Source organism: Geodermatophilus sp. URMC 61 (assembly GCF_052931555.1).
Map to the genome: position 1 here is coordinate 2,255,226 of NZ_JBRFHZ010000002.1, position 14,269 is coordinate 2,269,494.

The 14,269-nt window shown below is 74.3% G+C and carries 14 protein-coding genes; 5 read left to right on the forward strand and 9 right to left on the reverse strand.

What is annotated here, in order from left to right:
* Position 1: 1 nt before the first annotated feature.
* Together ku and ACU610_RS10405 are read right to left on the reverse strand one after the other, a co-directional pair.
* Positions 2 to 1,030, reverse strand: coding sequence for a non-homologous end joining protein Ku (ku, locus tag ACU610_RS10400; RefSeq protein WP_446767633.1), 1,029 nt, complete (start codon positions 1,028 to 1,030; stop codon positions 2 to 4).
* 129 nt (positions 1,031 to 1,159) lie between these two features.
* On the reverse strand, positions 1,160 to 1,732 hold the full coding sequence (locus ACU610_RS10405) for a DUF1360 domain-containing protein (protein WP_446767634.1): 573 nt from the start codon (positions 1,730 to 1,732) through the stop codon (positions 1,160 to 1,162).
* A gap of 188 nt (positions 1,733 to 1,920) precedes the next feature.
* Here ACU610_RS10405 and ACU610_RS10410 point away from each other — a divergent pair, with 188 nt between their 5' ends.
* Both ACU610_RS10410 and ACU610_RS10415 read left to right on the forward strand, forming a co-directional pair.
* A complete protein-coding gene (locus ACU610_RS10410) occupies positions 1,921 to 2,454 on the forward strand; it encodes a hypothetical protein (protein WP_446767635.1) in 534 nt (177 codons plus the stop codon).
* A 416-nt stretch (positions 2,455 to 2,870) separates the two neighbouring features.
* Positions 2,871 to 3,269, forward strand: coding sequence for an STAS domain-containing protein (locus ACU610_RS10415; RefSeq protein ID WP_446767636.1), 399 nt, complete (start codon positions 2,871 to 2,873; stop codon positions 3,267 to 3,269).
* Positions 3,270 to 3,467: 198 nt separating this feature from the next.
* On the opposite strand, the gene ACU610_RS10420 is transcribed toward ACU610_RS10415, so the two are convergent.
* Together ACU610_RS10420 and ACU610_RS10425 are read right to left on the reverse strand one after the other, a co-directional pair.
* Positions 3,468 to 4,487: a DNA topoisomerase IB gene (locus ACU610_RS10420; RefSeq protein WP_446767637.1), complete on the reverse strand. Its 1,020-nt coding sequence runs from the start codon at positions 4,485 to 4,487 to the stop codon at positions 3,468 to 3,470.
* A gap of 57 nt (positions 4,488 to 4,544) precedes the next feature.
* On the reverse strand, positions 4,545 to 6,401 hold the full coding sequence (locus ACU610_RS10425; RefSeq protein WP_446767638.1) for a SpoIIE family protein phosphatase: 1,857 nt from the start codon (positions 6,399 to 6,401) through the stop codon (positions 4,545 to 4,547).
* A gap of 236 nt (positions 6,402 to 6,637) precedes the next feature.
* Here ACU610_RS10425 and ACU610_RS10430 point away from each other — a divergent pair, with 236 nt between their 5' ends.
* Together ACU610_RS10430 and ACU610_RS10435 are read left to right on the forward strand one after the other, a co-directional pair.
* Positions 6,638 to 7,135, forward strand: a complete 498-nt coding sequence (locus ACU610_RS10430; RefSeq protein ID WP_446767639.1) for an ATP-binding protein — start codon at positions 6,638 to 6,640, stop codon at positions 7,133 to 7,135.
* Positions 7,132 to 8,235: an RNA polymerase sigma factor SigF gene (locus ACU610_RS10435; RefSeq protein WP_446767640.1), complete on the forward strand. Its 1,104-nt coding sequence runs from the start codon at positions 7,132 to 7,134 to the stop codon at positions 8,233 to 8,235. The genes ACU610_RS10430 and ACU610_RS10435 overlap by 4 nt, the downstream gene beginning before the upstream one ends.
* Positions 8,236 to 8,355: 120 nt before the next feature.
* On the opposite strand, the gene ACU610_RS10440 is transcribed toward ACU610_RS10435, so the two are convergent.
* Both ACU610_RS10440 and ACU610_RS10445 read right to left on the reverse strand, forming a co-directional pair.
* The gene (locus ACU610_RS10440) at positions 8,356 to 9,558 is read right to left on the reverse strand and encodes an SPFH domain-containing protein (RefSeq protein ID WP_446767641.1); all 1,203 of its coding nucleotides are present in this window, start codon (positions 9,556 to 9,558) and stop codon (positions 8,356 to 8,358) included.
* 96 nt (positions 9,559 to 9,654) lie between these two features.
* Complete coding sequence (locus ACU610_RS10445) at positions 9,655 to 10,143, reverse strand: NfeD family protein (protein ID WP_446767642.1); 489 nt, start codon at positions 10,141 to 10,143, stop codon at positions 9,655 to 9,657.
* Positions 10,144 to 10,184: 41 nt separating this feature from the next.
* On the opposite strand from ACU610_RS10445, the gene ACU610_RS10450 reads away from it, so the two are divergent.
* On the forward strand, positions 10,185 to 10,922 hold the full coding sequence (locus ACU610_RS10450; RefSeq protein ID WP_446767643.1) for a hypothetical protein: 738 nt from the start codon (positions 10,185 to 10,187) through the stop codon (positions 10,920 to 10,922).
* A 526-nt stretch (positions 10,923 to 11,448) separates the two neighbouring features.
* On the opposite strand, the gene ACU610_RS10455 is transcribed toward ACU610_RS10450, so the two are convergent.
* The 3 genes from ACU610_RS10455 to fabG all read right to left on the reverse strand — a co-directional run bounded on the left by ACU610_RS10455 (position 11,449) and on the right by fabG (position 14,196).
* The gene (locus ACU610_RS10455) at positions 11,449 to 12,612 is read right to left on the reverse strand and encodes a ferrochelatase (protein ID WP_446767644.1); all 1,164 of its coding nucleotides are present in this window, start codon (positions 12,610 to 12,612) and stop codon (positions 11,449 to 11,451) included.
* A gap of 106 nt (positions 12,613 to 12,718) precedes the next feature.
* Positions 12,719 to 13,492, reverse strand: coding sequence for an enoyl-ACP reductase FabI (fabI, locus tag ACU610_RS10460; RefSeq protein WP_446767645.1), 774 nt, complete (start codon positions 13,490 to 13,492; stop codon positions 12,719 to 12,721).
* Complete coding sequence (gene fabG / locus ACU610_RS10465; protein WP_446767646.1) at positions 13,492 to 14,196, reverse strand: 3-oxoacyl-[acyl-carrier-protein] reductase; 705 nt, start codon at positions 14,194 to 14,196, stop codon at positions 13,492 to 13,494. The genes fabI and fabG overlap by 1 nt, the downstream gene beginning before the upstream one ends.
* Between the last annotated feature and the right edge of the window lie 73 nt (positions 14,197 to 14,269).

Consider the following 14,269-nt stretch of genomic DNA (forward strand, 5'->3'; position numbering starts at 1 on the left):
CTCAGGCGGTGCGGCGGGCCCGCTTGGCCGGCGCCTTCTCCGCGGTGGCCTTCGTCGCCGCGGTGGCCTTCTTCGCCGCGGTGGCCTTCGTCGCCGCGGTGGCCTTCGTCGCCGCCGTGCTCTTCTTCGCCGCGGTGGTCTGCCGGGCCCGCGTCCGACGGGCCGGGGCCTCGTCGTCGGCCGGGGCCGCCACCTTCTTGGCGGCGGTGGCCTTCTTGGCAGGCGCCCTGCGGACGGGGGGCTCCTCGGCGGCCGCACCGCCCCGCGCGGCCTCGACGCTGCGGCGCAGTGCGCTCATCAGGTCGACGACGGCAGCGCCGGAGTCGGCGGTCTCGGGCAGCGGCTGCACCTCGCCGCCGCTCTGCTTGGCCTCGAGCAGCTCGGCCATCGCCTCGCGGTAGTCGTCGGTGAACTCGGTCGGGTCGAACTCCGCGGTCATCGACCCGATCAGGGCCTCGGCCATCTGCAGCTCCTGCGGCCGGACGGCGACGTCCTCGTCGAGGAACGCGAAGTCGGGACGGCGGATCTCGTCGGGCCAGCGCATGGTGTGCAGCACCATCACGCCGTCCTTCACGCGCAGCGCCGCGAGCGACTCCCGCGACCGGATGGCGATCTTGGTGATGGCGACCCGGCCGGCGTTCTCGAGGGCGTCGCGCAGCAGCACGTACGGGCGGGTCGCCGAGGGATCGGGCTCCAGGTAGTACGTCTTCTCGTACTGGATCGGGTCGATCTCGTCCTGGTCGACGAACTGCAGGACCTCGATCTCCCGCCGGCTGGCCAGCGGCAGCTCCTCGAAGTCCTCGTCGGTGAGCACCACGAGCTGGCCGTCGGGCAGCTCGTAGCCCTTGGCGATCTCGGAGTACTCGACCTCCTCGCCGTCGATCGAGCACACCCGTCGGTACTTGATGCGCCCGCCGTCGACGGCGTGCACCTGGTTGAACCGGATGTCGTGGTCCTCGGTGGCCGTGTACAGCCTCACGCCGATGCTGACCAGGCCGAACGACACCGCCCCGCGCCAGATCGACCGCATGCCGTGCTCCTGTCGAGAGATCGGGTCCGCGACCGCGGGCGGGGAAGGCAGGCGGTCAAGATCACCAGGATAGGACCGCCGCCGCCCCTCCGGCAGGTCGAGGGCCGCCGCCTCCCTCGGAGGAGGGGATCACTGGACGCCGGCCTCCTCGCCCCCGGGGTCCAGCGCACCGTTCTGGATCGAGTCGTAGACGAACTGCAGGACGTCCGAACCGGCCACCAGGGTCATGGTCAGCGCGGCCAACCGGGTGGCCTTCGGTGCGGTCACGTAGCCGAAGACGAGGCCGGTGGCGACCCACTGCGCCAGGCAGAACGGGCAGGTGAGCAGCTCGCCGATGGCGTGCTTGACCCCGCCGTGCTCCCGGACCTCCTCGGCGACCTCCGCGTGGCCCGACGGCCCCTGGTAGGTCGTGAACGGCGCCCGGAGCGGGCTGGTCACCGGGTCCTTCGCGATCCGCCGGGCCAGCCGGAAGGTGGCCACCGCCAGCAGCGCCGCGTCGCCCGGCGGGATGCGGTCGGGCAGCTCCCGGCCCGAGGCCCGGACGGCGGCAGCGGCGGCCGACACCAGGCCGAGGTAGACGCCCATGGCACCGAGGTCACCACCCAGCGGGCGCGGCTCCCCCTGCGTGTACTCGCGCTTCTGGTGGCGGGCCCAGCGGCGGACGGGAGCCCCGAACCGCTGCACCTCGTCTGTGATGGCCATGGCAGGCGCGCTACCCACTCCCGGGAGCGCCATGCGGAACGCGCCCGACCGCTGTCCGGGAGCCGGCCCACGCATGGGGTGGGGTCCCACGGGTAGGGCGAGATCACGACGCCGGTCGCCCGACCGGTCCCCGTCCACGGACGGACGAGCGTGTGCAGGGCGGACGCACGCAGAACGGAGGCAACCCCATGACCGAGCCCGACCAGAGCGACCGCGGAGCCATCCACTCCGCCCTCAACGACGCGGAGTTCCCCGACGACGAGCGCGGGCTCACCGGGACGCGCGACGACGTCCGCGGCGACACCGGGGCCACCGGTCCCGAGGGCCAGACCGCCCGGGACGTGTTCCCCGAGGACAACGGTGTCCCGGACGTCTCCCAGGACGACTTCCCGACCATGCAGCGGTCCGAGGACCCGCAGTTCGCCCCGGAGCCGGGCGACCGGGAGAGCCACCAGACCGTCGGCTTCGGCACGACGGCGTTCGAGCAGTCCGAGGGGAAGTCGCTGTCCGGGCGACTCGAGGAGGAGATCTCCGAGGACGTCCCGGACGTGCGCCCCGCCGAGGACCCCGCCCGCGGCCTCGGCCAGCTCGAGCAGGACTACGACACCACCCCGGACTCCGACTCCGGCACCAACCGCACCGCCGACGACGTCGAGGCCAGCCTCGACCCGGTGGTCGGCGGCGAGGGCCCGGAGGAGGCCGCCATCCACGTGGTGGACTGACGAAGGACCCCGGGACCCTGCAGGGAGCCACTCCGAGCTCTTCCCCGTGCCCCGGTCGAGAGGTCCCCCGGACCCGCGACCGGTCCACTCCGGCCGGGTGCCGTCCCCGGCTCATGCGGTCCCGTTCGTGCTCGACGGGCCCTCAGCGGCCAACTCGTGACGCCATCTGCCCTCGGACGGGTGATGGCGTCACGAGTTGGCGGCGGTCGCCGGGGGCGGGTTGGCGCGTTCGACCTCGGATGTCTACGTTGATGGTGCGGTTGAGCAGGCAGCCGCGGCCGCGCCGGGCGATTCCCCGGTACGGACACGAACGACGACGTGCGTGTCCGGGGGCCACGACATCCGGGGGGCCGCACAGCGGTAGATTGACCGGGCGGTCGTGCCGCCGGGTACTGCCGTTGAGAGGAGCTCAGCCCGTGACCACATCCGACCTGCCTGCCGAGGGGCAGCCCGACGTGTCGACCGAGGGCACGGAGGCACCCTTCGACGACGTGATCACGCTCTCGACCTCCACGAGTGAGGACGGCGCGGTCACGGTGACGGTCGTCGGCGAAGTGGACACGTTCACCGCCCCCGTGCTCCGGTCGTCGCTCGACACCCAGCTCGAGCAGCAACCCAAGGCCCTGGTCATCGACCTGTCGGGCGTCCAGTTCCTGGGCTCCGCCGGCCTGGCCGTCCTCGTCGAGACGCAGAAGTCGGCCCGCTCCCGCGACGTCGACCTCCGCCTGATCGCCACCACCCGCGCGGTCACCCGCCCGCTCGAGGTCACCGGCCTGATCGACCTGTTCACGATCGTCGACGGCAGCGCCCGCTGACCTCCTGACCGGTGGGGACCCCAGGGGGTCCCCACTCCGCACGACCTGACGAGAGGCCCCGCCACGGCGGGGCCTCTCGTCGTCGAGCGGTACCCATGGCATGACTCCGCGCCCGGCCCCCTGCAGGGTCCCGCCGCGAGCTCGCGAGTGGCGGGGAGCAGGGGTCCTTGCACGAAGGGCGGGAGAACGGGTCCTTCCTCAGGCGCTGAGCAACTGGCAGACGGCCTGCTCGAGCACCTTCTGCGCCGTCCGGTCGTCCGGTGCCTCCGCCGCGTCCTGCAGCGCGCGCGCCACCGTGTCGCCGTCCTCGAACCGGTCGACCACCCGTGGATCGACGTAGCTCGCCTTGCACACCGCCGGTGTGTTGCCCAGCGTCTCCGAAACCCGCTCGTAGGCCTCCTTGAGCACCCGCTTGCGCGCGGTCTTGGTGGCCGGTGCCGGCGTCTCGGCCAGCGTGGCCGCCATCAGCACCGTGGCGTTCCACGTGCGGAAGTCCTTGGCCGTGATCTCCGCGTCGCTGATCTCCTTGAGGTAGGCGTTCACCTCGGTGCTGGTCACGTCGTGCCACGCACGGCCGCTGCCGGCCGGGTCGTCCACCCAGTAGCCGAGCAGCTCCTCCCCCGGCTCCGGGCGCTTGAGCAGTTCGCGGACGACGTCGGCCGTGGGCTTGTCGGTGAGCTCGAGCTCCCGTTCGATGCCGCCCTTGGCGGTGTAGGAGAAGAAGACCCGCTCGCCGCGGACCCGCACGTGGTCCCTGCGCAGCGTGGCCAGCCCGTAGGTGCCGTTGTCCTCGGCGTACTGCTCGCTGCCCACGCGGAAGGCCCCGAGGTCCAGCAGCCGGACGGCGGTGGCGAGCACGCGCTCCCGCGTCAGCCCCTCGCCGTGGATCGCGTCGACGACGGCGTCGCGCACGTCGGGCAGCTGGTGGGCGATCTCCAGCACCCGCTCGTGCTTCTCGGCGTCCCGCCGCGTCCGCCACTGGTCGTGGTAGCGGTACTGCCGGCGGCCGGCGGCGTCCACCCCGGTGGCCTGGATGTGCCCGTTGGGCCAGGGGCAGATCCAGACGTCCTTCCAGGCCGGCGGGATGGCCAGCGAGCGCAGCCGGTCCAGGCGCTCGTCCTTGATGAGCGCCCCGTCCTCGTCGTAGTAGGCGAAGCCGCGGCCGGCGCGCCGGCGCCGCCATCCGGGGCCGTGCACGTCGCTGCGGCGGAGTCTCACGCCAGGGGGATGGGCACCGCGGGCATTCCGCAAACGCGGAGCGTCGACGGGCTCTGCTCAGCGCAGCTCGACCAGCCCGGCCAGTCCGCTGATCTCGAGGATGTGCCGGGTGACCCCGCCCTCCGGTGCGTGCACGACCAGCCGCCAGCCCTCCTCGCCGGCGATCCGGGCCATCGCGAGGACCACGCGCACCGCCGCGCTGCTGAACAGGGTGACCGCCGTGAGGTCCAGCTCGACCCGGCCGGTACCGCCGTGGCTGGCCTCCAGCAGCCGGATGCGCATCTGCTCGGCGCCGACCATGTCGACCGCATCCGAGACCCGGACCACGGGGCACTCGGCGCTGCGGTCGACGACGACCTCCGCCGAGGTCGTGCCGCCGTGCCGGTCCTCGTCCTCCTCCGGAGTGCGGCGCAGCCGCATGCTCAGCGTCACCGTCGTGCCGTTCTCGCCCTGCAGCACCACGCCGTCGACGAGCTGCCGCATGATCAGCAGCCCGCGGCCGCGGTCGCCGGGGTCGCGGTCCGGTGGGCGCCACCGGCCCTGGTCGCGCACGGTGACGGTGAGCAGCCCGTCCACGTCGACGGCCGCGGTCACCTGCATCCGCCCCGGCTCCACCCCGCGGTAGGCGTGCTCGGCCGCGTTGGCGGTGGCCTCGCCCACCGCGACCATCACGCCGACCCGGTCCTGCTCCCCCATGCCCAGCCTCGCCAGCCAGCCGCCCAGGTGCCGGCGGACCATCGGCAACGCCGCCGGGACGGCGGGCAGGTCCAGGTCCAGCGGCTCCGTCGTCTCCGCCCGGCGGTGGGCGACCAGGACGGCGATGTCGTCGGGGTGCTCCTCGGAGTCGAGGAGCCCCTCGACGATCGCCGCGGCCAACTCGGCCGGTGCGTCGCCCTCCAGCGCGCCCGGCGCGGTGAGCGCGGCGCACGACACCTCGGCCAGCCGGTCCAGGCCCTCCGCGGACAGCGCTCGGGAGGCGGCCACGGCGCCGTCGGAGAACAGCACGAGGGTGGAGCCCTGCGGCAGCTGTGCGGTGGCCGCGACGCTGGGCGCGCCCGGCAGGGTGCCCAACGGCGGCCGGGGGTCCAGCCGGAGGAACTCCGTGCCGCCGTCGGCCCGGACCAGCAGCGGAGCCGGGTGCCCGGCCGCGGCATAGGTCAGCCGCCCGGTGGCCGCCTCCAGCACCCCGTAGAAGACCGATGCACCCTCGACGTCGTCCATCTGCCCGGCGAAGGCGTCGAGCGCCGCCACGACCGCTGCGGGCGAGGGGTCGCGCAGCGCTAGCGAGCGCATGGCCCCGCGCAGCCGGCTCATCGCCCCGGCCGCGGGCACGCCGTGGCCGACGGCGTCGCCGACCACCAGGGCCAGCCGGCCACGCCCGAGCGGCACGGCGTCGTACCAGTCCCCGCCGGCGGCGTGCAGCGAGCTGGCCCGGTGGTAGCTGCCCGACAGGCGCACGTCGGGGAGCAGCGGGAGCGCCGGAGGCAGCAGCGAGTGCTGCACCTGGTCGACGACGTCCCCCTCGGCCATCACGGTGGCGGCACGCCCGCAGGCGGTCCGTTCGTCCTCGACCAGCACGAGCACGCCGGGCTGCCCGTGCACCTCCAGCGGCTGCAGGACGACCGTGGCGGCCCGGCCGTCGGGGTCGGGAGCGCCGTGAAGGGTCTCGGCGTGCCCGCTGTGGGCGACCTCGCCGGCCAGCTCGGCGACGCGGCGGCCGGCGACCGCGGCGAGGTCACCAGGGGCCGTGCCCATGCCGCGGGCGCGGGCGTTGGCCCAGACCGGCTGCAGCCCGGGTCCGGCGAGGCACCAGATGGCGGTGGAGGATGCCTCCAGCGCCGCGACGAGCGCGGCACCGCCGGCGTCGTCGACGGGAGCGGGCCCGGACGGCGGGCTCTCCTGACTGGTGTTCATCTCGGGTCAGCGAACCGCAGCCCACAGGGGCCTGCAACCGCGGCGTCCCGGCGGTGTGACCTGGGGTTTGGCCGGCGCCCGCGGCGGGGTAGCACTCCCCGTCAGGCGCACCGCCCGACGGCGCCGGGCAGGCTGCCACGGCCGGTCGGGCAGGATGGGGTGCGAACCGGCGCGGACCGGGGTCTGCAGGGCTCCCGGCGCGCGGTCGCGATGCGAGGATGAGGAGCGGACGACGGATGGTGGACTCGAGGGGTGCCCTCACGCAGGACGGGCGGCGCGCCGAGCGACTGGAACTGCGACTGCCCACCACCCCCACCCAGCTGCCCGCCGTGCGGGCCATGGCCGGTGACCTGGCGATGCGGATGGACTACGACCTCGACGCGGTGGAGGACCTCCGGCTGGCCGTCGACGAGGCCTGCGCGACGCTCTCGGCGATCGTCTCCGACGACCGCCGGCTGACCGTCGTCTTCGAGACCACCCGGCGGGGCCTGCACATCGACGCCTGGGTGCCGACCACCGAGGGCACCGACGTCCCCCGTGACGGCTTCGGCTGGGCGGTGCTGCACACCCTGGTCGACGAGGTCGAGGCCGGCCCCGCCACCCAGGCCACCGTGCCGGCCGGCGACGGCACCACCTCGCCGGTCGCCGTCATCTCCATGGCCAAGTACCTGCCGGGGCAGCACCCGGACCAGCTGCTCGGGGACGCGGGCAAGAACGTCTCGGTCGCGCGGTGAGCGGGGCGCCAGCCCCGGAGCCCCGGACCCTCGAGGAGGACACCCTGCGCGACGACGAGTTCCCGACCGGCCGCCGCGGCACGGAGGGAGAGGTCGCGTCCGAGGAGCAGCCCGTCGTGGTGCCCGACCCGCGCACCGAGGTCGTGCCCGGCCCGGTCGCGGGCGACGCGACGGACGACGACACGGTGGACGAGGACACGGTGGACGACGACGCGGAGTCCGAGGACGACGACGCCACCGAGGCCGAGGATGTCTCCTCCGACGAGGAGGCCGGCGAGGACGAGGTCGACGACACCGCGTCCGGTGAGGCGGGGTCGTCCGGCTCCGCGCCCATCTCGGAGAACCGGCGGCGGGCCGAGCGCACCGCGCCGCTGTTCGCCGAGCTGGCCACCCTGGACAAGGACGATCCGCGCCGTGAGCGGCTGCGCGAGATCCTCGTCGAGGAGCACCTGCCTCTGGTCCGGCACTTCGCCCGCCGGTTCAGCAACCGCGGCGAGCCCTTCGACGACCTGCTGCAGGTCGGCACGCTGGGCCTGATCGCGGCCATCGACCGGTTCGACCCGAGCCGCGGGGTGGAGTTCCTCTCCTTCGCCGTGCCGACCATCACCGGTGAGATCAAGCGGCACTTCCGCGACCAGGGCTGGTCGGTGCGGGTGCCGCGTCGGCTGCAGGAGCTGCACCTGTCGCTGAACGCGGCGGTCGGCGAGCTGGCGCAGAAGAACGGCCGCGCGCCGACCCCGTCGGAGCTGGCCGAGCACCTGGGCATCCCGCGGGCGGAGGTGCTCGAGGGCCTCGCCGTCGCGAACGCCTACCGCAGCAGCTCCCTGGACGAGCGGCTCTCCGGTGAGGACGACTCCCCCACCCTCGCCGCCACGCTCGGCGAGGAGGACGCCGCGCTGGAGGGCGTGGAGTACCGCGAGTCGCTGCAGCCGCTGCTGGCCACCATCCCGGCGCGGGAGCGGCGGATCCTGATCCTGCGGTTCTTCGGCAACATGACCCAGTCGCAGATCGCCGCCGACATCGGCATCTCGCAGATGCACGTGTCCCGGCTGCTCAGCCAAACCCTGGCCAAGCTCCGCGAGGGCCTGCTCAAGGACTGAGGCCCCTGCCCGACCGCTCGCAGGCTCGCGGCGCCCCGGAGGTCTGCGTGGGCATAGGAGGCAATGCACACGCCCCGACGCCCTGGGACGTGTGCATTGCCTCCTATGCCTGTGGACGTGTCAGGAACGCGGTGGGGCGTCGTCCGGGCCCGGTGTCGGCCGACCGGCCTCGTGCTCGGCGGCGCGGGCGAGGGACGCCGTGTCCGGCATCGCCGGCGACGGCACCGCGGGCGCGGTGTCGGCGATGCTCGTCAGCTCGATCTTCGCCTCGGGCTGGTCGGCGGCGCGGGGCAGCGCCGACTCGAACCAGCCGGACGTGTCCAGCTCGGCGGTCGGGCGGCCGGCGCCGTTCGCCGATGCGTCGACGTCCATCCAGGACCGCCCGTCGCCGTCTGCCCCGCCCAGCTTGGCCAGGCCCTCCAGGGCCTTGCTGAACTCGCTGGGGACGATCCACATCTTGTTCGCGTCGCCCTGCGCGATCTGCGGCAGCGTCTGCAGGTACTGGTAGGCCAGCAGGCCCTGGTCGGGCTTGCCGTCGTGGATGGCCTGGAACACCGTCTCGATCGACTTCGCCTGGCCCTGCGCCTGCAGGAACAGCGCCGCGCGCTCACCCTCGGCCCGCAGGATCCGGCTCTGCCGCTCGGCCTCCGCCTCGAGGATCGCGGCCTGCTTCTTGCCCTCCGCGGACAGGATCGCCGAGGCCTTCTGCCCCTCGGCCGTGGTGATCGCCGACTGCCGGGCGCCCTCCGCCTGCAGGATGATCGCCCGCTTGTCGCGGTCGGCGCGCATCTGCTTCTCCATCGAGTCGCGGATGGACGGCGGCGGGTCGATCGCCTTGATCTCCACCCGCGCCACCCGCAGCCCCCACGGGCCGGTGGTGCCGTCGAGGACCTCGCGCAGCTGGCTGTTGATGCCGTCGCGGCCGGTCAGCGCGCCCTCGAGGTTGAGCCCGCCGACGACGTTGCGCAGCGTCGTGGTGGTGAGCTGCTCCATGCCCTGGATGTAGTTGGCGATGCCGTACGTGGCCAACCGCGGGTCGGTCACCTGGAAGTAGACGACGGTGTCGATGCCGACCTGCAGGTTGTCCGACGTGATCACCGGCTGCGGCGGGAAGGAGACCACCTGCTCGCGCAGGTCGATCGTGGCCCGCACGCGGTCGATGAAGGGGACCAGCAGCGACAGGCCCGGCGACAGCGTGCGGCTGTAGCGGCCCAGCCGCTCGACGACCTTGGCCTGCGCCTGCGGCACGATCGTCACGCTCTTGGCGACGACGACCACCACCAGCAGGGCGATCACGATCAGGGCGATCAGTGCAGGCGTCACGGGAACGCTCCCTTCTCCGGGTTCCACCGCTGATCTTGCCCTCTCGCGGGCACGTCCCGGTCACGCTGCGACGCGCGGGTCACCCACGGGAGGGGCTCACTCCAGTTCGAGGGCGTCGCCGACGACGGCGGTGGCGCCGTCCACCTGCAGGATCCGCACCGTCGCCCCCACCGGGAACCGCTCGCCGCCGTACTGGCTGCGGGCGGTCCACTCGTCGGCGCCCAGTCGGATCCGACCACCGTGCCCGTCGACGGCTCGGGTGACCTTCGCGGTGCGGCCGACCAGCGCGGCGACGCCGTCCAGCTGCTCGGGCGTGCGCTCGGACAGGTGCCGCTTGGCCAGCGGGCGGACCAGCGCCAGCAGGAGGGCCGCGACGACCACGAAGGCGGCCAGCTGCAGCACCACCGGACCGCCGAGCAGCGCGACGCCGACGCCACCGAGCGCCCCGCCGGCCAGCATCAGCAGGAAGAGGTCGCCGCTGGCCAGCTCGCCGGCCGCGAACAGGCCCGACGCGATGAGCCACAACACCCAGGCCTCCACGGCCTCACTCTCCCAGATCCGGACGGCGCTGTGACGGATCTCCACCGGATCGTCATCTCGGCCGCGGCCCGGCATAACCTCGCCGGGTGCACGACTTCCCCGCGGGCCGGTTCGCGGTCTGGGCCACCGCCTGGCTGACCGGCCGCACCTCCTACGACGACGCCCTCGACGCCCTGGTCGGCGACACCGCGCACCGGGTCTCCGGACTGCCCGGCACCGACGGGGCCGTGCCCCTCGGCTGGGCGCTGAGCGCGCTGCGCGGCGCCGGCGAGCGCCGCGTCCGGCTGGTGCTGCCGGTCCCCGGCGACGTCCGGGGGCTGCCGCGCCTCCCCGGGCTGGCCGAGCTGGCCGTGGAGGCCGGGCAGGCCGCCGTCGGCGAGCGGGTCGCTCTGGTGCCCGAGCCGCTGGGCCCGGAGGCGGTGCAGTGGACGGCGTTCGACCTGACCGGCGCCCCGCCGGTGCCGCCGCCGGTCGAGGGGTCGCTGCGCGCGGTGTCCGGCGCGCTCGACCTCGCCGTCGGGAACGCGGCCCGCACGCTCGCCGAGCTCGACCTGGCCCGGTGGCACCCCGAGGTGCCGGCGCTCCTGGCCGGGCTGGCGGAGGCCGCACACGTGCCGGGGGTGCCGCCGGGGACCGACCCGGTCGCGATGTCGCTGCTGGCGCGGGCCCAGCGGCTGGCGAAGGTGCTCGACCTGGCGCTCACCGACGCCCCCGGCGGCGCGGTCACCCACCGGCAGGCCGCGGCCCGGGACGACGCGCTGCGCCCGCTCGGGGACGCCGTCCGCGAGGCGGTCACCGCCGCCTACAACACCGTCCCGCGGTGACTCACCGCTGATCGATGAGCGCCCCCGACGCGACCATGGCGGAGATCGTCGCCGCCGTTGAGCTCGGCCGCGGCGGTGCGCGCATCGAGGCCCGCCGGCGGCTGACGGAGGTGTGGGAGCGGGTGGGGCCCGACGGCGACCCGCTGCACCGGGTGACCCTCGCCCACTTCCTCGCCGACCTGCAGGACGACGTCCGCGCGGAGCTGCGCTGGGACGAGCGGGCCCTGGCGGCAGCCGGCGACCTCACCGACGAGCGCGCACAGCGGTACGACGCGGCACTCCGGGTGCGCGGGCTGCTGCCGTCGCTGCACCTCAACCTCGCCGACTGCCTCCGCCGGCTCGGCGACGCGCCCGGCGCGCGGCAGCACCTGACACGGGCGGAGGCGTCGATCCCGAGCTCGCGGACGACGGCTACGGGCGCCTGGTCCGCGCCGGCCTGGAGCACGTCCGGGAAGCGCTCGAGGCGGGGTCGACCGAGCCGCTGCCCACCGCCCCCTGAGCGGCACCCGGGACGCAGCGGCTCGGCTCAGGCGGGGGACGGCTCCGGGCCGCGGTGGCGGCCGGTGGGCCGACGGACGAAACAGCAGTGCGCCGGGCAGTCGGTGCCCAGCCGGGGAGGCGTGCCCGACCGGCGCTCCTCGACCAGCTCGCGCACCATCGCCACGAACGCCGGGTGGGTGCCGGCCGTCCCCGCGCGGCCGAAGGCCATGCCGAGCTCCTCGGCGGTCTCCCTCGCCTCGTTGTCCAGGTCCCAGACGACCTCGACGTGGTCGCTGACGAAGCCGATCGGGAAGACGACGACGGCCTTCTCCCCCGCTCCGGCCAGCGCCTGCAGGTGGTCGTTGACGTCGGGCTCGAGCCACGGCACCGACGGCGGGCCGCTGCGCGACTGCCACACCAGGTCGAAGTCGCGGCCGGGCGCCACGGCGTCGACCACCAGCCGCGCCGAGCGCAGCAGCTCGACCTGGTAGGCCCCGCCGTCCGGCCCGGCCACCGCGGCCATGCTGTCGGGGATGCTGTGCGCCGTCGCCACCAGGCGCGCGGTGTCCCGGAGGTCCTCCGGGAGCGACGCGAGCGCGGCCGCGAGCGCCTCGGCGTTGGCCCGCACGAAGCCGGGGTGGTCGCCGTAGTGCGGCAGCTTCTCCGCGGTCGGCCCGCCACCGGGGGCGGCGCCGGTGAACACCGAGCGGGCCCGGGCGACGTCCTCGTGGTACTGCCGGCAGCCCGACCAGGAGGCGAACCCCGACGTCGGGAAGACGTAGACGTGCTCGATGCCGTCGTCGGCCATCTGCTGCCAGACGTGCTCGACGTACGGCGACCAGTTGCGGTTGCCCCAGTAGACCGGCAGGTCCAGACCGGCGGCGGCGAACTCGGCCTCGATGGCCGCGGTGAGCGCCCGGTTCTGCGCGTTGATCGGGCTGACCCCGCCGAAGTGCATGTAGTGATCGGCGACGTCGAGCAGCCGCTCGCGCGGGATGCCCCGACCGCGGGTGACGTTCTCGAGGAACGGCATGACGTCGTCGGGCCCCTCCGGGCCGCCGAAGCCGAGCACGAGCAGCGCCTCCCGCCGTCCGGACGGCGCGGGCTCGGCGGACGGCGGCGTCCCGCCGTTGTTGCGGACGGCGAGCGACGGGTCCTCGTCGGGACGCTGGCCGGCGGGGGTGATGTCGACGTCGGTGGCGAGCGGCACGGTTCTCCTTCTCCCTGCGGGCGCCGACGGATGCGCCCCGGTGCGACGCCTCGCGGGCGCCGCCGGGATGCGGCTCCCGCGCTCCTTCATACGCCCGCGGTGGAGGTCACACCCCGACGGCGTGGAAGCCCCCGTCGACGTGGACGATCTCGCCGGTGGTGGCCGGGAACCAGTCCGACAGGAGCGCGACGACGGCCTTGCCGGCCGGCTCGGTGTCGGTCACCGACCAGCCGAGCGGGGCGCGCGCCTCCCACGCCTCCTCGAACTGGGCGCTGCCCGGGATCGACTTCATCGCCATGCTGCGCAGCGGGCCGGCGGCCACGAGGTTGACCCGCACGCCCTCGGGGCCCAGCTCGCGGGCGAGGTAGCGGGAGGTGGACTCCAGCGCCGCCTTGGCCGCGCCCATCCAGCCGTAGACCGGCCAGGCGACGGTGGCGTCGAAGGTCAGGCCGACGACCGACGCTCGCTCCCCGAACAGCGGCCGGCAGGCCTGGGTGAGCGAGGCCATCGACCAGGTCGACACCTGGAACGCCGTCGCCGCGTGCTCCCACGCCACCTCGGGGAAGCCCTCCCCCATCGCCTCCTGCGGCGCGAAGCCGATGGAGTGGACGACGCCGTCGAGGGTGTCGCCGACGTGCTCGCGCAGCCGGTCGGCCAGCGTCGCGAGGTGCTCGGTGTTCGTCACGTCCAGCTCGACGACCGGCGCCTCCTGCGGCAGCCGCTTGGCGATCCGCTGGCACAGCGACAGCGCCCGGCCGAAGTTCGACAGGACGACGGTGGCGCCCTGCTCCTGCGCGATGCGCGCGGTGGCGTAGGCGATCGAGGCCTCGGTGAGGACCCCGGTGACCAGGATCTTCTTGCCCTCGAGGATGCCGCTCATCAGTGCCCCATTCCCAGTCCGCCGTCGACCGGGACGACCGCCCCGGTGATGTAGCCGGCCGCGTCGCTCGCCAGGAAGCGCACCACGCCGGCGATCTCCTCCGCCGAGGCGTACCGCCCCAGCGGCACCTGCCCGAGGATCTCCTGCTGCCGCTTCTCCGGCAGCTGCGCCGTCATGTCGGTCTCGACGAAGCCGGGGGCTACCACGTTCGCGGTGATGCCCCGGCTGCCCAGCTCGCGGGCGATCGAGCGGGCGAGCCCGACCAGGCCGGCCTTGCTCGCCGCGTAGTTCGTCTGCCCCGCCGAGCCCAGCAGCCCCACCACGGAGGACACGAACACCATCCGGCCGGAGCGGGCGCGCACCATCCTCGCCGCGGCCCGCTTGGACACCCGGTAGGCGGCGGTGAGGTTGGCGTCGAGGACGTCGGTGAAGTCCTCCTCCTTCATCCGCATGAGCAGCCCGTCGCGGGTGATGCCGGCGTTGCTCACCAGCACCTCGACCGGCCCCTGGTGCTCCTCGACCTCGGTGAAGGCCCGGTCGACGGCCTCGGCGTCGGTGACGTCGCACTGCACGCCGAACAGGCCCTCGGGGGCGCCGCTGCCCCGGTGGGTCACCGCCACCGAGTCGCCCTGCTCGGCGAACGCGCGGGCGATCGCCAGCCCGATACCGCGGTTCCCGCCGGTCACGAGCACCGATCTCGCCACGTGCCACACCCCCTGAGCCGGTCCTGACGTCCGGGGTCTGAACCTAGTGGGTGAGTGCACGTCACACCCGGTC